Consider the following 21,420-nt stretch of genomic DNA (forward strand, 5'->3'; position numbering starts at 1 on the left):
TTTCTTGATGAATAACGCCTCTCAAACCCGAATTCTGGCTGTCGTCCTCGCAGTCGCGACGGTTGCCGCCTGTGTTCTCGCAGCACTGAACTTTGATCGGGAGAGCGGCTTCGACGTCCCAACCGATGGAATCTGGTGGGTCGAGGCCGCCGCCGGTCTCCGGGCTGAGCGAGTACCAGCCCTCTCTCCGGGCCACCGCGCCGGCATTCGCGCGGGGGATATACTCGTCGCCGTCAACGAAGAACCTACCCCCCGCGTCGCCTCGCTCACGCGGGAGATGTTTCGCAGCGGCATCTGGGCACACGCGACTTACGCGATCCTTCGTCCGGTTCCCCAATCGATCGACCTCCACGGCGCAACCAAGCTTGACATCCAGGTCATTCTCGAACCCAAAGATCGTTCCATCAACCAAGGCCTTCGCTTCATCGCCCTCGTTTACCTGTGCATTGGCATCTACGTTCTGTTCCGGCGCTGGACCGCCCCCAAGTCCGTCCACTTCTACGTCTTCTGCCTTGCTTCCTTCGTTCTCTACAGCTTCCGATCGACAGGGGAACCAGGCACCTTCGACTGGTTCATCTATTGGGGAAACATGGCCGCGCAGGCACTTCAGCCGGCCCTCTTCCTGCACTTTGCGGTCAGCTTCTCCGACAACTTCGCCTCAGACCAACGCAAACGGATGGCCCGGCGCATCGGGTGTATGCTGCTCTATCTCCCCGGGGTCTTCCTTATCGGTCTCCAGTACACGGCCATTCGCTTCTGGTCTGCAACTGAGGTCCTCCTTCATCGACTCGATCAAATTGCTCTCGGATACCTCGCCCTCTACTACGTCATCGCAGCTATAGTCTTCCGCTACCGATATCGTTGGGCCGAGTCTGCTTTGGAGCGTCAGCAACTCAAGTGGCTCACCCGCGGCACCCTCATCGCCGTCACTCCGTTCACCCTGCTCTACGTCATTCCTTACCTCGCCGACTGGTCCGTCAATAGCCAGGTAGCGAAGCTGGCCGGTCTCTCTCTGGTTGTCCTTCCCCTCACTTTCAGCTGGGCGATCGTCCGTTATCGACTCATGGACGTGGACCTCATCTTCAAGAGAGGAGTCACCTATACCCTTGCTACCGCCTCGCTGGTCGGAGTTTACTTCGGCATCATCGCTCTCACCGGTGAGATCGTTCACACCCGACTCTCCAATCTCGGCGTATGGGGACTGCTCGCGGCCATCATCATCGCAGGAATCGTCTTCGATCCACTCAAGCGCGCTATTCAGGCACGGGTAGACCGCGTCTTCGATCAAAAACGCTTCGACTACCGCGAGACGCTCGTCGAGTTCGGTCGCGGCATCAACGCCCAAACCGATCTCCGCGCCCTGCTCGACTCTATCGTTGAACGTCTCCCCCAGACCCTGCTCGTCACTCGCGTGGCTGTCTTCCTCGCCTCCGAAAGCGAAGGAGGCAGCTTCACCCCGAGACACTTCGATCTGGCCGCCTCTCACGGTCTCACCAACCTCAAGTCTGCCGAACTCCATAGCCTCGATGTTCGCTTCCTGGACTTTGATCGACCCGGTGCCAATAGCCACATCTTCCTTGAGAATCCCCAGCAGGTCCTTCGTCTTCCGGAGGCGCAGCGTCAAAGCGCGGGCCGCCTCGACCTCAACTACTATCTCCCCTGCCGCGTTGCCAACCGCGAAGGCGCGGGCACTCGCACCGTAGCCGTCATTGGACTGGGCCGCACTGACGACGGAGACTTCCTCTCCAGTGAAGACATGGAGCTGCTCGAATCTCTAGCCGGTTACATCGGGATCGCCATCCAGAACGCGCAACTCTACCGCCGCCTCGAGCAAAAGATCACCGAGTTTGAAAGCCTCAAAGAATTCCACGAAAATATCGTCGAATCCATCAACATCGGCGTCTTCGCCGTCGATCTCGAGGACCGCATTGAAAGCTGGAACACTCAGATGGAGGGCATGTACTCGAAGTCCCGCACCGAAGTCCTCCGTCAACCGATCTCAGCCGTTCTTCCGCCTGACTTCGTTGCCCGCTTCAACAGTGTGCGTGACGAGCATGGCACCCACACTCTTTATAAGTTCCGCCTCATGCTTCCCAATGGGAACGTGCGCGTCGCCAACATCGCCATCGCCCCTCTAGTTACCCGGAACTTCGTCGCCGTAGGCCGAATCATTCTGGTTGACGACATCACCGACCGCATCCAACTTGAGGCTCAGCTTACCCAGGCTGAAAAGCTCTCCTCCATCGGACTACTTGCCGCTGGAGTCGCGCACGAGGTCAACACGCCGCTCGCTGTCATCTCCAGCTACACCCAGATGCTCACCAAGCACATGCGCGATGATGAACGGCTCGCCCCGGTACTCGAAAAGATTACCCAGCAAACCTTCCGCGCCTCCGAGATCGTCAACGGGCTCCTCAACTTCTCTCGCACCAGCGGAGCAGAGTTTGCCAGCCTCAATCTAAACGAACTCCTTCGCGATACCGTCACCCTACTCGAGCATCAGTTCAAGACCGCACAGATTCGAGTCGAAACCAACTTCGACCCACACCTTGCCCGCATTCACGGCAATCAGGGCAAGCTGCAACAGGTGATCCTGAACCTCATGTTGAACGCTAAAGACGCAATGTTTGGAACCACCAATGCAACGCTCAAGATAGCAACCTTCAACGGCGCAGGTCGCGTCATGGTCCGCATTCAGGACTCCGGTAATGGCATCGAGAAGGAGCACCTCCACCGGATCTACGATCCCTTCTTCACCACCAAGACGAAACCCCAGGAGGGCGAGCATAAAGGCACTGGGCTTGGCCTCGCTGTCAGCTACGGCATCATGCAGGAGCACGCAGGCAAGATCCACGTCGAAAGCGAAATCGGCATCGGTACTGCCTTCCAGTTGGAGTTCCCCTCCTCCGGCACACGCCCTGCCTCTTCAGCAGAACTGCCAAAGAGTGAGTCCGAGGTTGTAGAAAGAAAGGCGATGCATGTCTGAGACTACAGAGCTCGCCGCCGAGACCCTCCACCTGCAACGCACGGCCCGAGTCGTTGGAGATCCGCGTATTCTCATCATCGATGACGAAGCAGCCATCCGCGAATCGCTCGATACCCTTCTCACCCTGGAGGGCTTCACCGTCAGCGCAGCGAGCGACGGACCCTCCGGCCTCGAACTTCTCTCACGCAACGAATACGATCTGCTTCTTCTCGACCTCGCACTACCGGGCGAAAGCGGCCTCGATCTCCTGCCCCGCATCATCGAGATGCAGCCTAATCTTCCCGTCATCATGATCACGGCCTACGGCACGGTAGGCAACGTCGTTGATGCCATTCGTGCCGGAGCGGAAAACTTTGTCCAGAAGCCATGGGACAACGAGAAGCTGCTCGCCGACATTCGGGCCGCAGTAGCCCGTCATCGCGCTGAAGAAGAAGTCGTTCAACTCAAGCGCACCCTCAAGCAGCGTTATAACTTTGAGAACATCGTCGGCAAAAGCGAGCCGATGCTTCGCCTCTTCGATCTCATCGCGCAGGTCTCCCCCAGCCGCTCCACCGTTCTTATCCAAGGCGAAAGTGGCACCGGGAAAGAACTCATCGCGAAGGCTATCCATGCCAACTCGCCGCGCAAAGATCGCCCCTTCGTTCCGGTCAACACGGGTGCCGTGCCGTCCGAACTCCTCGAATCGACCCTCTTTGGCCACGTCAAAGGCGCCTTTACCTCCGCGGTCACAGCGAAAAAAGGCCTCTTCGAAGTCGCCAACGGAGGCACGCTCTTCCTCGACGAGATCGGCACCATGGGGATGGACATGCAGGCCAAGATACTTCGTGTTCTGCAGGACCGCCGCTTCATGCACCTTGGCGGTGTACAGGAGATTCAGGTCGACGTCCGCATCATCGCAGCCACCAACGTCAACCTGCACGACGCTGTCCGCGCAGGGCGGTTCCGCGAAGACCTCTTCTACCGTCTCAATGTCATCAGCCTCGAGCTTCCCCCACTTCGCTCCCGCCGCGAAGACATTCCCCTCCTCGCAGCCCACTTCCTCAAGTTTTACGCCGACGAGAATGGCACCGAGATTCGCTCTCTCTCCCCCGAGGCGATGCGCATCATCATGGACTACGAGTGGCCCGGCAACGTTCGCGAGCTCGAAAATGCCATGGAGCGCGGCGTTGTTCTCTCCACTTCCCGCACCATCAGCCCGGACCTGCTGCCTACACAACTCACCGGCAGCACTTACTCCGCCAGCCTTCTCGATCACCAGCCCAACGCCAGCCTCTTCGATTTGATGGAGGAGATCGAGCGCCGCATCATCTCAGATCGTCTCGAACGCTGCCACTGGAACCAGACCGAAGCCGCCGAATACTTCAAGATCCCGCTCTCTACTCTCAATCAAAAGATCAAGCGCCTCAACGTAGAGGTCAAGAAGCGAACCCGCGACTAGCTCTTAGGTTGAATCACGATCTTCATGGAATCAGCCTGAGGATGCGAAGCTAGGTCAATCGCAGCAACAGCATCCTCCAGCGAAAACCGGTGCGAGATCAAGTTGGTCAGGTCAAACCCATTGCGATACCCCTCAAACACCATTCGTGTCACATCATCCTGAATCGCCACTGACGCGCTGTAAGATCCCATCAAAGTCTTCTCGTCCATACAGACAGCCGCAGGATCGAATGGCGCCTCACCATGTTGCGTCGAGGCAAACAACATCACCCGCCCCCCTGGTCGAATCGCCTCCATGGCAACCTTGATCAGCGCATCGCTGCCAACTGCCAGCAGCGCCACATCCGCTCCACGCCCTTCGGTAGCCGCCTTCGTCGCCGCAACTACGTCGCCACGAGCATCGATGGACCGATCCAGCCCAAACTTCGCCGCCACCGCATGCCGCTCCGCATATAGATCACTAGTCAACACGGTAGCTCCCCTTCGCCGAGCCAATGCAGCCAGCAAAATTCCAATCGGACCCTGCCCGACTACCAGCACCGTCTCATCCGCCTGCAAATCAAGCAGCTGAATCGCCTTATAACAAGTGTTGACTGGCTCCAGAAACGCGGCCTGTTCAAACGGCACATCATCCGGAATCGTTACCAACCCTCGCTGCACTATCCAATCCATCACACGAATGTATTCGGCAAACCCACCACCCGCAGGCGCAAAGCCCGCCGTGCAACCGACCTTCTTATAAACCTGACACTGAGCAAACGTCTTTTTCCGGCAATAGTAGCATTCGCCACAGGGAATATGGTGGTACGCCATAACCCGATCTCCAACAGCGAACCCCTCAACCCCCGCGCCTACCCGCACAATTGTCCCTGCCATCTCATGTCCGAAGACACGTGGCGCATCATGCGACCCCGTATGAATCTTCTTCAAATCCGTCCCGCAAATCCCGCAGGTGTGGATCTTCACCAACACCTCGCCGGCGCCGATCTCGGGCACTCCAATCGTTTCAACTTGAACATCATTTATGCCGCGATAAACCGCAGCACGCATCGTCTCTGGAACTATTTGTGACATGAACCGATCCTTACCTATTTCTTTTCTCAGTGTAATCGTCGTTAGAGCTGCGCACTGAACCACTCGGGTCCAGCCATTCATAGAGCGCCTCAGCAAGATTCTTTGCCGCCGCAGAACTATGTCGTCCCAGCTTCATCAAACCCGGCCAAGAGCTAGGGCGCACCGCAACATGCGCCAGAAATGGAATCATCTTCAACCGTCCACTCTCTGCAATAAAGGGATTCAAGTTCGGCAACCGCGCCGCGGCATCATCCGATACTGCTTTGAAACAATAGAACGGAATGCCCTTCCCCAACGCAATCCGGGCGATAGCCGCTGCTTCCATATCCACTAGCCCAGCTCCATAACTCGCAGCTAAGCGCTGCTTTTCGCGCTCATCAGCCACCCGCGTAGTAGTCGCCAGTACAGGCCACTCAGGTCGCGAGTCAGCCGGCCGAAACCGCTCTCCCGTCCTGGTATCGACCACCAGAGACGCGCTCGAAACGGATTGAGCCTTGATTGCTCCATCCAACGCGCCCGCCCACCCTACGGAGCAAACCGCATCAATTGCAGCAACCTTCTCAGTCTCAGCAAAGGCTAATGCCGCCCTCACTCCACCCATACCTGCACACGCTGCTATCCAACACCCGTTCGTATGGCGATACTCCCACACCGAACACCCTTCACGTGACTCTCTTCTCTTCCACTTTCCTGCGCCCCATCCACGAACAAAGGGCTTTAGTTCACCTTCCAGTGCTGCAACAATCGCGATGTTTCCCTTCATGCGGCATGTCCATCTAGTGGCGGCGCGTACCCATGAGTCACGAACCACTCGATTGCCGCTCTCAGTGCGTTATAGATAGGTACCACCTGAAATCCGAGCTCTCTCTCCGCCTTTGACGAAGAAGCAAACATCATCTTCTTTCCCATTCGCACAGCCTCTACGGTTGCGCGTGGCTCTTTGCCCCTCAACTTGCCGGTAAAGTTTTCATCAAAAAAGGCAAATGCCATCGCAACAGCATGCGGCACTTTCATCGTCGGAGAAGGCAGCCCCGTAATCGCCGACATGCGATCCAGAATCTGTTTTAGGGTAAGATTCTCGCCACCCAGGATGTACCGCTCTCCCGGTGTCCCGCGTTCCAGCGCAACCACATGCATGCGCGCCACCTCGGCAACATCCACCAGATTAAGTCCCGTATCCACATACGCGGGAAAATTCCTATTGAGAAAATCGACGATAATCCTCCCCGTCGGAGTAGGCTTCGAATCACCCGGTCCAATCGGCGTGGTTGGATTCAGGATCATGACATGCTGGCCAGCCTTCGCGGCCTTAATCGCTTCCAACTCCCCAAGAAACTTGGATCGCTTGTAATGGCCAATCATCTCCCCCAACGAGACAGGCGACTCCTCGTCAACAATCGTGCCGTCGCTCTTGAAGCCCATCGTAGCTACGCTTGAGGTATACACAACACGCTGCACCCCAACCTCGCATGCCAGCTTGAGAAGTTCACGCGTGCCGGCCACGTTGGCCGCATACATCTGATCAGGATCCCGCACCCATAGGCGATAGTCCGCTGCAACATGCACTAAGGCATCGCAACCGACTAACGCAGACCGCAACTTCTCCGGTTCGCGCAGATCCCCAGTCACCATCTCTGCATCAATGTCAGCAAGCGAGTCCAGTCGACTAGTTTGCCGAGTCAGCAACCGAAGGCTTGCACCCTCTGCTGCATAACTCCTGGCCACATGGCCTCCGACGAAGCCCGTCGCTCCCGTAATAAATACGCGCACTCTCGCTCTTTCCAGCCAACTGGCAGACAATTCTGGTAGCAGCAACTGTATCCGGCAAACTCTACGCCCGACAGCAGTCTTAGTCCAGCTTCTCTGGCTCGATCTGGATGTTCCGTTCGCCGGCTGCCTTCTTCTCCCAGTACTTCTTCACCCAGGCTTCGAAGGTCTTACCCGCCGCCGTATCGCGACCGCTGAATGCAATGGCCGCGATCTCCGCATAGGCGATGCTCACCCGTATCTTTTCGTTGGTTGGAATCAGACGAACAAACGAGTCCGCTAGAGACTCTCCGCGCCGACGATCGAAAAGATAGCCCACCACTTGTGATCCATCCTTCTTCGTAATCGTAATATCGCCGCGGTAATCAAAAGCCTTTTCGAGTGCCTCGTGGATCTCAGCGTCGCTCGCCAGTTCAGGAATCCAACCCTCAAGCTGTTCCCGCTCACGTCCCGCTGCTACTTCGATCTCATCTGGATTCTCATGCGCCAACTGCGCAAGCTTTGCAGATTCCTGTGTCTCGGTCGCCATCGTTAGTCTCCTGAGACCTCTTGAAGTTCAGTCGTGCTCTTAGTCACAGGCGAACCAATCTGCACCAATGGCCCATGGGTCGCTGGCTTCCACTCATTCAGCAGCTTCATAGCGCCTTCATCTTCGTACTTGCTGAAGAAGATCCCCTTCGCAGTCTGCAAGAGGCCTTTCAGTGAACTGAAGGTGTAGTTCACACCACTGGCCTCATAGCCAGAGTGCACCATGCAGTTCGCGCATTGTGGATTCCCGCTCTCGGTCCCATAGTTCGACCACTGCACTGTCTCCATCAACTCCTTGAAGCTGTCCGCATATCCGTCCTGCAACAGGTAGCACGGCTTCTGCCAACCGAAGATGCTGAACGTTGGCATCCCCCAAGGTGTGCAGGTCAGGTCCTTCTTGCCCATCAAAAACTCCATAAAGATGGGCGATGCATTGAAGCGCCATGTCTTCTTGCGATTCGAAAGGATCGACCGAAACAACTTCTTCGACCGCGCACGCCCAAGAAAGTGCTTCTGGTCCGGAGCTTTGTCATAGGTGTATCCGGGCGAAACCATCATGCTCTCCACACCGGCCACCATCAACTCATCGAAGTGTGCACGCACGCTATTAGGATCGGCACCATCAAACAATGTGGTGTTCGTCGTAACGCGGAAGCCCGCTTCTACCGCAACCCGGACTCCCTCCATCGCGATGTCGTACCCACCTTCGCGGCAGACTGAAAAGTCGTGATGCTCCCTCTGCCCATCCACGTGAACCGAAAACGAAAGATACTTGCTCGGCTTGAACAGGTGCAGCTTTTCTTTCAGTAGCAGAGCATTGGTGCACATATAGACGTACTTCTTGCGCGCGACCAGACCCGCAACAATCTCCGGCATCTGCGGGTGCAACAGCGGCTCCCCACCAGGAATCGCAACCATCGGAGTGCCACACTCCTCGACCGCTTTGAAGCATTCCTCAGGCGACAACTCCGCCTTCAGGATATGCGCGGGATACTGGATCTTCCCACAACCGGCGCAGGCCAGGTTGCAGCGAAACAACGGCTCCAGCATCAGCACAAGCGGATACTTCTTCCGACCCATCAGCTTCTGCTTCAAAACATAAGTTGCAACCGTCCAGGCTTGCGAGACTGGCACTGCCATTAGGTGTCTCCTCCAGAGAAATTCTTGACGTGCGGTTTAGTGCGACGCTCCGCTCTTCATTGCACGCTCGTAAGTCGTCAAAGCCAACAGCGGGAAGTACTGTTTGTAAAGGTGGTATCCGAGATAGAACACGCGCGGAAATCCTGTGCCGGTGTAGTAGCTCTCGCCATTGCGGCCAGGAACAAGTTCATCCCAGCTCCCATCCTCATGCTGACGATCCACCAGCCAGCGAATACCCTTCGCCACCGAGTCCGAACGCGTATCCCCGGCTGCCAGCAATCCAAGCACTGCCCACGCCGTCTGCGATGGCGTACTTGGTCCGATGCCACGCTGATTTGGATCGTCGTAGGTGCCGCAGGTCTCGCCCCAGCCGCCGTCCGCGTTCTGCACCATCCGAATCCACTCGGCTGCCTGTTGGACCGCCGGCTCGTGGTTCCAGAAGCCCATCGCCTCAAGACCCCGTAGAACCAGGAACGTCCCGTACAGATAATTAACGCCCCAGCGTCCAAACCAGCTGCCGTCAGGCTCCTGCTCTTTCAGGATGAACTGAATAGCTTTTTCAACGCGCGGATCGCTTCTTGTCACGCCATACAGGGCCAACATCTCCAACATGCGGCCCGTAATGTCGACCGTCGGTGGATCGAGCATCGCGTTATGGTCGGCAAACGGGATGTACTGGAAGATCATCTTCGTGTTGTCGCGGTCAAAGCTCGCCCAACCACCGCTCTTGCACTGCATGGCCCAAATCCAATTCAGAGCGCGCTGACATGCATCGTATTGATACCGCTCGCGTGGATTATCCACGCAATTAAGCGCAAGCAGAACCTGCCCCGTATCATCGACATCTGGGTAAAACTCATTGTTGAACTCGAAGTACCAACCGCCCGGTTCAACATTCTTAACCTTCTCAGCCCAGTCGCCCTTCTGGCGCACTTCTTTGGACAAAATCCAGTCCGCAGCCTTCAGCATTCGAGGGTCATCCTTGCGAACGCCTGCTTCTCCAAGTGCGTACATCGCCTGCGCCGTATCCCACACTGGAGGGAAGCAAGGCTGCATGCGGAAAGTCGGCGTCGCATAGTCTGGTGTGCCATCAGGACAATCAATACCGAGCTTTTCGAACTCATCCAACGCACGGATCAACTGAGGATCGTCCACCGACCGACCCAGGCACCGCAACGCGACAATAGAATTCAACATCGCCGGATAGATCGCACCCAGGCCATCCGACTTCTCGAACCGCTCCAGCATCCACGCCTCGGCGCGTTTCAGAGCAACCTTGCGCAACGGCCGAATATGCACGCGCTCCGCCAAATGCATCATCCGATCGAGAGCCAGGAAGAAGTTCCGCCAACCCAGCGGCTTCTTCTTATCCCAGCGCAAATGCATGTTTGCATTCTTGCGTCCGCCTACAAAAAGCTCCTCAATTCCCTGTTCCGGAGCGAGCTTCTTGAACGGCTTCTTCGCATAGATGATCGACAGCGGAACAAGAATCCCGCGCGACCACGAAGAGATCTCGTAGATATTGAAATAGCACCAGTTTGGAAAGAGAACGATCTCCGGCGGAATCGCAGGTACCGCATCATAGTCATACTGGCCAAGCGCGCACAGGTAAATCTTCGTAAACGTATTGCACTCTACAACGCCACCATGAGCCAGGACCCACTCACGGGCTTTCACCAACACTGGATGATCCTTCGACCATCCCATCAACTTCAGAGCAAGATACGCCTTGACCCCATAGCTAATATTGGACGGACCACCAGGAAACAGACCCCAGCCTCCATCCTCGTTCTGATGGCGCAGAATTTCGTTGATTGCGCGTTCCATCCGCCCCGGCTCGCCAGTGCCCAGCAACGTATGCATGAAGATGTAGTCCGACTCCAGCATGCTGTCGGCTTCGAGCTCGCCGCACCAGTACCCATCGGGGTGTTGCTGGTCGAACAACCAATCCTTCGCTCGCGAGATGCCCTGCGTAATATATTCCAGGCCAACGTCCATCCGGCCAAAGCGAGGCTGTGCTGGCTGATCGATGCCCTTCGGATTTCTTGCAGTTATTCCCATGAAAAACAGACTCTCTGTTCTACGACTCTCGTTACCGATTTACCGGTGGAGCAGATGCAATCGCCTGAACAATCTCTGGCGGCAGGCCAAAACGCACGTTCTCTGGCATCACTTCAACTTCATCGACCGAACCATAGCCCATCGACTGGAGATACTCGACCACATCCTTCACCAGAACCTCAGGGGCAGAAGCACCTGCCGTTACAGCGACCGTATCGACACCATTAAGCCACTCCGGACGAATAGCATCTGCCGTATCGATGAGGTACGAATTCGTGTCCAGATTCTTTGAAACTTCCACTAGGCGATTGGAGTTAGAGCTGTTCGTCGATCCGACGACGAGCACCAGATCTGCTCCGTGAGCTACGTTCTTCACCGCAACCTGGCGATTCTCCGTCGCGTAGCAAATATCTTGCGAGTGAGGTCCCACGATATTCGGAAACTTGTTCTTGAGCGCCTGAATCATGTCCCTGGCCTCATCAAGCGACAAGGTCGTCTGCGTCAGATACGCCACACGATTCGGATCCGGCACAACCAGATCGGCAACCTCCTGAACTGTCGACACTACCTGCGTCACATCGGGCGCTTCACCTTGAGTGCCCTCAATCTCATCATGGTCGCGATGACCGATCAGCACCAGCGAATACCCCTGTTTGGCAAACTTGATAGCTTCTACGTGAACCTTTGTCACCAACGGGCAAGTCGCATCGACGACTTTCAGGCCGCGTTCCTTCGCCCGGTCACGGACAGCTGGTGAAACCCCATGAGCCGAGTAAATCACTCGCGCACCTTCCGGCACCTCGTCCAACTCGTTAACAAAGATTGCGCCCTTCTTGGCAAGGTCAGTCACAACGTAGCTGTTATGAACAATCTCTTTGCGAACGTAGATAGGTGCGCCAAAAGTCTCCAGCGCAATCTGAACAATGTCGATTGCACGCACAACCCCAGCACAGAAGCCGCGTGGCTTGAGAAGGAGAACTCGTTTAGTTTTCGTTTCGGTGCCGCTTCCGGCTACAGCAGCGTGGTCAAGGGTGGTTGTAGTCACGTCTCCCAGTATACCGCGTTCAAACCTGTATCGGAACAGAATTGAACCATCCTAGGTGCAACATTCTGGGGCATCAAAGCCACAAATCCCGCACAAATAGTGGAGTCTTTTTGTAACCTCAAGCATCCCACAACGCGTCCCTGACCCCGGGCAGACTAAAGTTTCTGAGCGGCGCAAGCCGGATGTCCGCAGTCACATTGAAGCTTAGTCTCACCCTTCGCAGCCTCACAGTAGGCAGAACAATACTTCTGACCGTCGGCTACATTACAAAGACAATCCTTCATAGCGCACTTGTTGGTATTCGGCATGTTCACATCTCCCAAAGTTACCTTCTGCTTCAGCCTCTTCGGATGCCGATCTGCGTCTTCAGGATGTGTGCAAGAGATCTATCGACTGCTCTCCAGCAGATGTTCCGCATGTTTCAGGCTCGTCTCCGTCAACTTCGCTCCACTCAACATCCGCGCAATCTCCTGCGTCCTCTCCGAATCCTCCATCCTGCGCACTTCGGTCTGTGTACGCCCCTTTCTCTCAGTCTTTTCGATCAGGAAGTGCTGATCTCCAAACGCCGCAATCTGAGGTAGATGCGTGATGCACAGCACTTGCTGTCCTTTGGACAACGTCTTCAACTTGCGCCCAACCGCCTCGGCCGCCCGTCCGCCTATACCGATATCGATCTCGTCAAAGACCAGCGTCCGCGGAAGCACCGTCTTCTTCTTGCGCCCCGCTCCACCAGACCCCGCTTCCTCTACGGTCACCTTCAGCGCCAGCATCACCCGCGACATCTCCCCGCCCGAAGCGATCTCATGCAACGGCTTCATAGGCTCTCCGGCATTGGTCGCAATCAAACACTCCACCTGATCCCACCCATGTCCTGTCCAGCTCTCCGAGCCCTTTTCCGCCGTCACCCGAACATGAAACCGAGTGCTCATCGCAAGGTCATTGATCTGCGCCTCGGCCAGTCTTTCCAACCGCTTCGCCGCCTCCGCACGACTCGCACTAAGCTTGGTCGCAACAGCTTCATAAGCCTTCGCATCCCGCTCTTGCTGAGCCTTCAATTCAATCAGCAGCGCATCGCGATTCTCAACCTCAGCCAGCTGTCGCGCCGCCTCCGCACCAAAGTCGATGACCTCCTTCAACGTCTGTCCGTACTTCCGCTTCAGCCGATCGAGCGCCGCCAGCCGATCTTCAATCTCTTCCAATCGCCCCGGCGCAGCGTGAACATTATCCGCAAAATCACGCACCTCAGTATCGACATCTTCAACAATCGCCTTTGCCGCGGCTAATTGTTGCGCAGGCTCCTGAAACCGCGCGTCGTACCGCGCTAACTCCTCCACATGCTTCAACGCCGCGCCCAACGTACTCTCCGCAGAGTTCTCCGACTCATACAACAGCTCATGCGCGCTCATCGCAGCGGTGTACAGCTTCTCCGCATTCCCCAACACCCGTTTCTCAGCCTCAAGCTGAGCATCTTCATCCTCTGCACTCAGCCCAGCGGCATCGATCTCCCTACTCTGAAATCGCCAAAGATCCGCCATCCTGAGACGATCCTGTTCGGCCGACTGCAATTCGTCTAATTTGTCAGTGGTCGCTCGCCAGGCGGCAAAAGCCTCCGCCACACCGTCGACATTCACTCCGCCAAAGCGATCCAGCAAAGTCCGCTGCTGTGCCTGGTCGAACGAGCCCATCGTCTCCCCTTGCGAGTGAACCAGCGCAAGCTCTGGTGCGAGCTGCCGCAAAACCCCTACCGTTGCCGGCTGATTGTTAACAAACACCCGTCCTTTGCCGTTGGCCAATATCTCTCGCCGCAACAAAAGATGATCCGACTCGGAATCGATCCCATTCGCCTCAAGAATCCCTGCCGCACCCGGCGTTAGCTCGAAGACGCACCCAACCACCGCCTTCTCTTCTCCGTGACGAACGAAGTCCGTCGACGCCTTTCCACCCAGCAGCAGCGCCAGAGCATCGATCAAAATCGACTTCCCTGCGCCCGTCTCACCGGTCAGCAAATTAAGGCCGGTTCCGAACGTAGCAACCGCACGGTCGATCACAGCATAGTTTTCCGCGCGCAATTCCAGCAGCATAAGGCCCTCAGGCAACCACGTATCGCGAGAATAGCAAACCTCTCCGTGAACCATCACTTACACGTCCAAATTGGCCACAACGCCGCACCACAACGGATGCCCCAGCTCGATTCCCTGCCTCATTTCCCCCAACCACGATTTACACTAACCTCTGGTGGACAACAACTATGGTTTGTACCCTCGCTTTTGCAATGTACTTCCTCCAGGAAGACCCCTCTGCCGCGCCCCCCGTGGCCGCAAACAGCAGCGCTCTCGTGGAGATGATTCACAACAGCGGCCCAGTCGCCTTCGCCGTCCTGGTCATTCTGCTTCTCGCCAGCATCCTGTCCTGGACCATCATGTTCTCAAAATGGTCTAGCTTCAGCAGAGCTCATACGCAGAGCCAGCGCTTCCTCCGCGCCTTTCGCAAATCGACTCGTCTCAGCGAGATCGCGGCCGTAGCAGACCAGTTCAAACCCAGCCCGCTGGTCGCCGTCTTCACCGAGATTCACGATGAATACCAGCGTCAGAACGGAGGACGCGGTCTTCCCCGCAACCCCGTTGCACTTGAACGCGCCGCCCAAACCGCCTCCAGCGAAGCTCTCACCTCCATGGAGAGCCGCATGACATGGCTCGCCACCATCGCCGCTATCGCTCCGTTCATCGGCCTCTTCGGCACCGTCATGGGCATCATCGATGCCTTCCACGGCCTCGGCACTGCAGGCGCAGCAACCCTTCGTGCCGTCGCCCCGGGCATCTCAGAGGCCCTTATCACCACCGCAGCTGGCCTCGTCGTCGCCATCCCGGCCGTCGTCGGCTACAACCAACTCACCGCACGCCTGCGCGAATTCGCCGCCCGCATGGACGACTTCGGCCGCGAGCTTCTCAACGCCATCGAAAACGCCGCCATGGTGAGTCCGCCTAGCCCGTCGCAACAGCAGCAACAACCGGAAGAAGTGCGTAGGAGGACCTTCTAACGATGGCCTTCTCTACAAAAGGGCACACCCAGACCGCGCTCGCCGAGATCAACATCACTCCGCTGGTCGACGTCGTTCTCGTGCTCCTGCTGATCTTCATGCTGACCGCACCCGTCTTGCAGTCCGGCGTCGAAGTCGCGATTCCCAAAACACGCTCCGTGAATCAGCTGACCGAGGAACGCATGGTCGTCACCATCGACCGCGAGCAAAACGTCTTCCTGCAGGACAAGCCTGTCAACGTCAACGAACTCCCCACCCTCCTAAGATCCACCGGCAAAGCCGATCCCTCCAAGCGCATCATCTACCTGCGAGCCGATGAGCGCGTACCCTTCGGCGCCTTCGCCTCCGTCATGGACGCCGTGAAGCAAGCCGGCATTACCAACATCAGCATCGTCACCCAGCCGATCCAAAAGTGAGGGTGACATAGCTACGACTCTCACATTCGACCGCCACAGCGACACCGACGACAAGCTTGGCGCAAACTTCGTCGGCTCGATCGTGTTTCACGGTCTCATCGCTGCCGCCATCCTCGGCTGGGCCTTTCTCTTCCACACCAGTGGCCACAACTGGGGCGAGAACGCCTCCAACGCCGGAGCCATCCAGGCCACCATGGTCTCCTCGCTGCCTCTTCCGCCCACACAGCGCACGCTCGATACAGGCGTCCTCACCTCCGAGGCTCCAAGTCCCGCCCCCGTCATCACCAAAGAAAGAACCGAGCCTCCACCGGCGCCCAACGAAGTCGCGATCTCGGAAAAAATCACCAAGCCAATCAAGACAGCCGATAAGCCCACACCCGCGCCGCCCAAACACATCCAGCCCGTCACTCCCCCACCAACAAAGGCAGTCACAGGAGAGACAGCAGGCGTTCGCATCGCTCAATCAACGCTGGAGGTAAAAAACGGCACCGCCAGCGTCTCGGTAGAAGACCGCACATTCGGCCAGCGCTTCGCCTACTACGTCAACATCGTCAACAGTAAAGTCGCCCAAAACTGGTACACCGCAGAGGCCGATCCACGCACCTCCATCGGCAAGAGCACCACCATCATCTTCGACATCAACCGCGAAGGTGTTCCCTCAAACGCGCGCGTCGAAACCTCCAGCGGCTCCCCTACTCTCGACCTCTCCGCCATGCGCGCCGTCCAGCGTGTCGACGGCTTCGGCCCGCTGCCGCAGGGCGATCACATCACCGTCGAATACACCTTTCACCTGCATCCGCAATGAAAATATCTTTGTTTACGCCGAGTATTTTCTTTGATTCCCCTCTACATCTGCGACAAGACACCCCAGATAGACGACTTTGCGTCTAACATGGAACAGAATGCATAGACTGAAACGAACGACCCTGCTTTGGCGCGCTTACGTTGGATGTCTTGAAACTCTTCTCCTCCTAATTGCAGGCGCCTCAGCTTTGCATGCGCAAGAAGGCTTCAAGACCGAGACGTCCAGCGGTGTCTCTAACATTCGCATCGCTGTCGCCGACTTCAAGCCCGCATCCGTTGATCCCCAAACCGCGGCCTTCAAACACACCTTCGACACGACCTTATTCGCAGACCTCGGCAACGCAGGCATCTTCGACATCGTCTCCAAAAGTCTCCTGCCGCAAGCCGATCCAGGCGCGCCCGCCGAAATCAAGATCCAACAGTGGGCAGACGCGCCAACATCCGCCGCGATGGTCGCCTTCGGCAACTTCAGCGTTCAGGGCAGCAAGATCATCTGCAACGGCTTCCTCTTCGACGCCAAAAACCTCCAATATCCACAAGTACTCGCCAAGCAGTACAACGAGGACGCAAGCGACGATTCTGCGCGCCAGATCGCTCATCGGCTCGCCGACGAGATCATCTTCCGCCTCAGCGGAGGCAGCCAGGGCATCGCCGAATCGAAGATCTACTACGTCAAGCTCGCAGGCGCGAACAAAGAGATCTGGCAGATGGACTACGACGGCGCCAACCAGCACCCTATCACTCATCTCGGTACCGTCTCGATCTCCCCACGCATCTCGCCGGACAACTCACGCCTCGCCTTTTCATCGCTTGGCCACGACGGCTTTCAGATCCGGATGTTTTCTCTCGTCCTGAATCGCATGGTCAACTTCGCCTCTGTGGGTGGAACCAACCTCTCTCCCGCATGGTCGCCTAACGGTAAGGACATCGCTTACTCCTCCTCACGCAGCGGCGATCCCGAGATCTGGATCTCTGACACCAGCGGAAACTCCCCTCGCCGCATCACCAACTTTCGCGGTCCCGATGTCTCCCCCGTCTTCAATCCACGCACCGGATCGCAGATCGCCTGGATCAGCGGCCGCACCAATCTTCCTCAGCTTTACGTCATGGACATCGACGGCTCCAACGTCCAGCGTATGACCGACGGTGGCTACGCAACCTCGCCCTCCTGGTCACCCAACGGGCAGTTCCTTACCTTCGCCTGGGATCGCAAATACGGCCCCGGGGCTCCCGGCGGACAAGATATCTACGTCATGGAGATCGCCACGAAACGCTGGATCCAGCTCACTCACGATGGCGGCCGCTGCGACTTCCCCTCATGGTCACCCGACGGCCGTCACATCGTCTATGCAAACTCACCCGACGGCAAAGCCACCCACATGAAGATCATGACCATGCTTGCCGACGGCACACAGAAACACGAACTCACCGGTGCTGGCGCAGACATGCCCAACTGGAGTTGGAAGTAAAGTTTATCGTCTCTGCGGAAAAACTTCGCAGGCAACTAGATCTTTGAAACATTACCGCTAGCAGGAGATATCAAAATGAACGTAATGCACCTAGGAATTCGCAAGACCTTGGTAATCGCAGCAACTCTCATTTCCATTGGCGCCGTTACTGGGTGCCATAAGAAAGCCAGTGGCATTGACCCAAATGCTCTCGGTCCTGCACCCGCTCCGCCTGCCGCTGCACCCACCGCCACAATCACTGCTGACCCGCTTGCCATCGATCTCGGTCAGTCTGTCGTCCTCAACTGGCGTACGCAAAACGCGACCTCCGTCACCATCGATGGTATCGGCGACGTCAGCACCAATGGCACCCAAACCGTTGCCCCATCTACCTCCACGAACTTCCACCTCACTGCCAAAGGCGACGGCGGCAGCACCGAAGCCAACGTTCGGGTAACCGTGCGCGTCCCGGTCGCCCCAACAGCACCGCCACCCGCAGATAATGACATGGGTACTGATGCCGCCTTCCATGAGAACGTTCAGGACGTCTTCTTCGACTACGACAGCTACGATCTGCGCCCCGACGCCACCGCCGCCGCATCCAAAGCTGCCGCCTATCTCACCGCTCATCCTGCCATTCGAGTCGTCATCGGCGGTTACTGCGACGATCGTGGTTCGGCCGAGTACAACCTGGCCCTCGGCGAAAACCGCGCCAATGCCGCTCGTACCGCACTCGTCTCAGCTGGCGTTCAGGCCAGCCGCCTGCGCGTCATCAGCTATGGCAAAGAGAAACAGTTCTGCACGGAGGACAACGAAAGCTGCTGGCAGCAAAACCGCCGCGCCCAGTTCTCCCTCGACCGCTAACCCAACCGAAACATAACCCGAGACTACCCTTCCCCTGTCCTGATTCAAGGACAGGGGTTTCTGCTAACCTGACCCCAACTCTTTAGTCCTCGCGCAATCCCAGCGCGGGGGTCGACGGAAGACAGAAAGCCGAGCGCTCTACCATGATCAAACCCGAGCAAACTCTCCACCGTAAATTCGCTATGTCGAGACTCCACCTCGCGTCTGCCGCTCTCTTCGTAGCTGTCACCTTCTCCTCGGCGCCATCCGCATTCGCCGTCAGCAAAGACATGGTGCAGCTGCAGACCCAAATCCAGGCCCTGCAGGACGCCGTAGCTCGCCTTCAACAGTCGAACGACGAGCGCATGGGCGCCATGAAAGACCTCATTCAACAGAGCGCCGACTCCATCAACAAGATGGGAGCAAACGTCGACGCGATGCGCAAGCAACTCCAGACCCAGCAGGAAGCGCAAGGCGGAAAGGTAGATCAGGTCTCCGGCCAGATCCAGTCTCTCAACGACTCCGTCGACGAGATCAAGGCCCGCATCGCAACCCTCCAAAAGCTGATGCAGGACGTTCAAAGTCAACAACAGTCCATGAGTGCCGGCATGCCGCAGCCGACTAGCTCCGCGACACTCCCACCCACCCCGACCACAGCAGCGCCTCCAACAACCGCAGCTCCCACGGGGAAAAAGGGCAAACCCTCAGCCGGCATCCCACAGGCAGCCGAAGCCCCCGGCCCCGCCGTCCCACCCGCCGATGAGCTCTACAAGACCGCACTCGGCGACTATATGGCCGCCAAATATCCCCTCGCATCCTCCGAGTTCGGCGACGTCGTAAAGTACTATCCCGACAACCCACTCTCTGGAAACTCCTTCTACTACCAGGCCGAGATCGAGTTCAAGGATGGCAAATACCCCGCAGCCATCAAGGCCTACGACGCGGTACTCGAACAGTACCCGGACAGCAACAAGGTCCCCGTCTCCCATCTCCACAAGGGCATGGCGCTCTTCAGCTTAAAAGAGAACGAAGCCGGCACCCGCGAACTCCGCACCCTCATCCAGCGCTTCCCCAACTCGCCCGAAGCCATGCAGGCCCGCAGCAAACTTAGCGGCATGGGAATCCCCGTCACCCCAAAACACTAAGCCTTAATTCCGCATCCCCTGCATCAAAGCCTCAATCTCACCCCGTTCCTCCCCACTTAGCGGCAACAACGGCAGACGCGGCATCCCTCCGTAGTACCCATTCAAATCACATCCGAATTTGATCCCCGCGACCCCCAGCTGTCGCTCAATCCTCGCTGCCACATCCCGCAACCGCTCTTGCTTCTCCTGCGCCAGCCCCTCGTCTCCATCCTTCCACGCCGCCAGCACCTCATAGCAGGCCTGGGGAGCAGCCGCGGCAAACGCAGGCATCGCCCCCACTCCGCCGCCTCGCAACGATTCCAACATCCCATCCGTCGTCCCAGCCAATATCTGAAATCCCACCACCTTTGTTCGCGTCTTTGGTATTGTCTTCGATGGCGTGGCCACAGCAGATCCACCATCCGTCAACGAAGTCGCCAAGATCAGGTCCTTTGCCTCTGCGTCCTCACTGCGATTCACCATCCTGCCTGTAACGGCAGCGAATACAGACGTAACAGTTACATCGCGCTTAAAATTTGCAGTACCTCTTTTGATCGTCTCTATCCGTTCGCGGTCCCCTGCATCCTCAACCATCCCGAGAATCTTGGAATGCCCCGCAAGCTCAATCACAACCTCCGCGGGCAACCACGCGCCATCCTCCGCAGCCGAGCTATACAACAGCACTGGCAGCGCTGACCGATCAGCCACCGCCTGAAAATAAGCAAGCAGTTCCTTCCGTTGCTCTGGACCCTTGTCCCGAAGCATCGACGGTCGCTTCACCAGAACCACGTCATACCCAAACTCAGCGGCCGACTCCGCCAGCTCCAACGTCCCCACCACGCTATCGCGCGACACGCCGGCAATCAGCACCTTCTCCGCCGCAGCCGCCCCAGCGCAGCTCCGCAACACATGCCGCGTCTCTTCCTCCGACAACAGCGTCGGCTCTCCCGTCTCACCCAGCGCAACCAGTCCAGCTACCGGCGTCTTCGAATAACGAGCTACATTGTGTTCCAGCTTATGAAGATTGAGGCGCCCGTCCGGATAAAACGGTGTAGTCAGCGGTAGTTGAAGACCATCGAGAAGCATCCCTCTATTCTAAAAGCGAATTGCTCAACCATGCGCTCAAGCCATCGATCCCATCACCCGAAAGACGTAACAACAGGCCGTCTCACCACAACATCCATTGAAGTAATCTAGCTTTTGGTATCCATGACAAACGGACGAGACATCTCGCAGGGCAAATCTCTCGGTGACCTGGGCCGCGAAGCCTTTTGGTTTCTCACCCACACCCTCATCGCCATTGTTTTGCTCGTGGGCGTCATCGTAGCCGTCTCCCTCAATCATCCAGATCCCGACTCAACAACGCCCAAGGCACTCACAACATTTCTGGCTGCCCTCATCCCGATGCTGGGCGGCGCAATCATAGCTCGTGTACAGCGAAATGACATCGCACCCTACACCTGGATCTCAGGCCTGGTCATATTTTCCATCGTCTGCGTCTGGGTACTCGATCTGCCCACCGGCAAGGGCCTCTGCGAAAACTGCGGAGCGGTCGACAAACTCTGGCGCACCTTCTTCACCTTCCGCCACGGCAGCGGTCTCATGGGCGGGGACGGCCTCCTCATCGGCACCTGGCTCCCCCTCTCCACAATCGGCTACGCCATCGGCGCAAGGCTAGCCCACGACCCCTACTAGCATATGTCTAGGCTA

Annotated in this window: 18 protein-coding genes; 9 read left to right on the forward strand and 9 right to left on the reverse strand. The window is 57.3% G+C overall.

Annotated features, from left to right (window positions below):
- Nucleotides 1-7 precede the first annotated feature (7 nt).
- Nucleotides 8-2,986 carry an ATP-binding protein gene (locus RBB76_RS23360; RefSeq protein WP_429630708.1) on the forward strand — a complete coding sequence of 993 codons (2,979 nt, stop codon included), beginning with the start codon at nt 8-10 and terminating at the stop codon, nt 2,984-2,986.
- Nucleotides 2,979-4,424 (forward strand): sigma-54-dependent transcriptional regulator, encoded by a 1,446-nt coding sequence (locus RBB76_RS23365; protein ID WP_429630706.1) that lies wholly within the window; start codon nt 2,979-2,981, stop codon nt 4,422-4,424. The genes RBB76_RS23360 and RBB76_RS23365 overlap by 8 nt, the downstream gene beginning before the upstream one ends.
- On the opposite strand, the gene RBB76_RS23370 is transcribed toward RBB76_RS23365, so the two are convergent.
- The 8 genes from RBB76_RS23370 to recN form a co-directional block, all read right to left on the reverse strand.
- Nucleotides 4,421-5,497, reverse strand: coding sequence for a zinc-dependent dehydrogenase (locus tag RBB76_RS23370; protein ID WP_429630704.1), 1,077 nt, complete (start codon nt 5,495-5,497; stop codon nt 4,421-4,423). The genes RBB76_RS23365 and RBB76_RS23370 overlap by 4 nt on opposite strands.
- A gap of 10 nt (nt 5,498-5,507) precedes the next feature.
- Complete coding sequence (locus tag RBB76_RS23375) at nt 5,508-6,260, reverse strand: nucleoside phosphorylase (protein ID WP_429630703.1); 753 nt, start codon at nt 6,258-6,260, stop codon at nt 5,508-5,510.
- Entirely contained in the window at nt 6,257-7,267 is a 1,011-nt protein-coding gene (hpnA, locus tag RBB76_RS23380; protein WP_429630702.1) for a hopanoid-associated sugar epimerase, read from the reverse strand. Before hpnA ends, RBB76_RS23375 begins: the two co-directional genes overlap by 4 nt.
- A gap of 79 nt (nt 7,268-7,346) precedes the next feature.
- Nucleotides 7,347-7,793, reverse strand: coding sequence for a hypothetical protein (locus tag RBB76_RS23385; protein WP_429630701.1), 447 nt, complete (start codon nt 7,791-7,793; stop codon nt 7,347-7,349).
- A gap of 2 nt (nt 7,794-7,795) precedes the next feature.
- Complete coding sequence (gene hpnH / locus RBB76_RS23390; RefSeq protein ID WP_429630700.1) at nt 7,796-8,932, reverse strand: adenosyl-hopene transferase HpnH; 1,137 nt, start codon at nt 8,930-8,932, stop codon at nt 7,796-7,798.
- A gap of 36 nt (nt 8,933-8,968) precedes the next feature.
- Nucleotides 8,969-10,993 carry a squalene--hopene cyclase gene (shc, locus tag RBB76_RS23395; protein WP_429630699.1) on the reverse strand — a complete coding sequence of 675 codons (2,025 nt, stop codon included), beginning with the start codon at nt 10,991-10,993 and terminating at the stop codon, nt 8,969-8,971.
- Between the two features lie 31 nt (nt 10,994-11,024).
- On the reverse strand, nt 11,025-12,038 hold the full coding sequence (locus RBB76_RS23400; protein ID WP_353062342.1) for a 4-hydroxy-3-methylbut-2-enyl diphosphate reductase: 1,014 nt from the start codon (nt 12,036-12,038) through the stop codon (nt 11,025-11,027).
- Between the two features lie 386 nt (nt 12,039-12,424).
- Complete coding sequence (gene recN, locus RBB76_RS23405; protein WP_429630698.1) at nt 12,425-14,119, reverse strand: DNA repair protein RecN; 1,695 nt, start codon at nt 14,117-14,119, stop codon at nt 12,425-12,427.
- 167 nt (nt 14,120-14,286) lie between these two features.
- Here recN and RBB76_RS23410 point away from each other — a divergent pair, with 167 nt between their 5' ends.
- From RBB76_RS23410 to RBB76_RS23435, 6 genes are all read left to right on the forward strand, one after another.
- Complete coding sequence (locus RBB76_RS23410) at nt 14,287-15,075, forward strand: MotA/TolQ/ExbB proton channel family protein (protein WP_429630696.1); 789 nt, start codon at nt 14,287-14,289, stop codon at nt 15,073-15,075.
- A gap of 2 nt (nt 15,076-15,077) precedes the next feature.
- Nucleotides 15,078-15,491 carry an ExbD/TolR family protein gene (locus RBB76_RS23415; RefSeq protein ID WP_183977595.1) on the forward strand — a complete coding sequence of 138 codons (414 nt, stop codon included), beginning with the start codon at nt 15,078-15,080 and terminating at the stop codon, nt 15,489-15,491.
- 82 nt (nt 15,492-15,573) lie between these two features.
- Nucleotides 15,574-16,296: a TonB family protein gene (locus tag RBB76_RS23420; RefSeq protein ID WP_429630694.1), complete on the forward strand. Its 723-nt coding sequence runs from the start codon at nt 15,574-15,576 to the stop codon at nt 16,294-16,296.
- A 97-nt stretch (nt 16,297-16,393) separates the two neighbouring features.
- On the forward strand, nt 16,394-17,764 hold the full coding sequence (locus tag RBB76_RS23425) for a translocation protein TolB (protein WP_429630692.1): 1,371 nt from the start codon (nt 16,394-16,396) through the stop codon (nt 17,762-17,764).
- 84 nt (nt 17,765-17,848) lie between these two features.
- Entirely contained in the window at nt 17,849-18,607 is a 759-nt protein-coding gene (locus RBB76_RS23430) for an OmpA family protein (protein ID WP_429631156.1), read from the forward strand.
- 143 nt (nt 18,608-18,750) lie between these two features.
- Nucleotides 18,751-19,731, forward strand: a complete 981-nt coding sequence (locus RBB76_RS23435; protein ID WP_429630690.1) for a tetratricopeptide repeat protein — start codon at nt 18,751-18,753, stop codon at nt 19,729-19,731.
- Between the two features lie 3 nt (nt 19,732-19,734).
- On the opposite strand, the gene RBB76_RS23440 is transcribed toward RBB76_RS23435, so the two are convergent.
- Complete coding sequence (locus tag RBB76_RS23440) at nt 19,735-20,796, reverse strand: dihydrodipicolinate synthase family protein (RefSeq protein WP_429630689.1); 1,062 nt, start codon at nt 20,794-20,796, stop codon at nt 19,735-19,737.
- Nucleotides 20,797-20,919: 123 nt separating this feature from the next.
- On the opposite strand from RBB76_RS23440, the gene RBB76_RS23445 reads away from it, so the two are divergent.
- On the forward strand, nt 20,920-21,405 hold the full coding sequence (locus tag RBB76_RS23445; RefSeq protein WP_429630688.1) for a hypothetical protein: 486 nt from the start codon (nt 20,920-20,922) through the stop codon (nt 21,403-21,405).
- Nucleotides 21,406-21,420 lie beyond the last annotated feature (15 nt).

The organism is Tunturiibacter psychrotolerans (genome assembly GCF_051013365.1).
In the GTDB taxonomy this organism is placed as follows: Bacteria; Acidobacteriota; Terriglobia; order Terriglobales; family Acidobacteriaceae; genus Edaphobacter; species Edaphobacter psychrotolerans_A.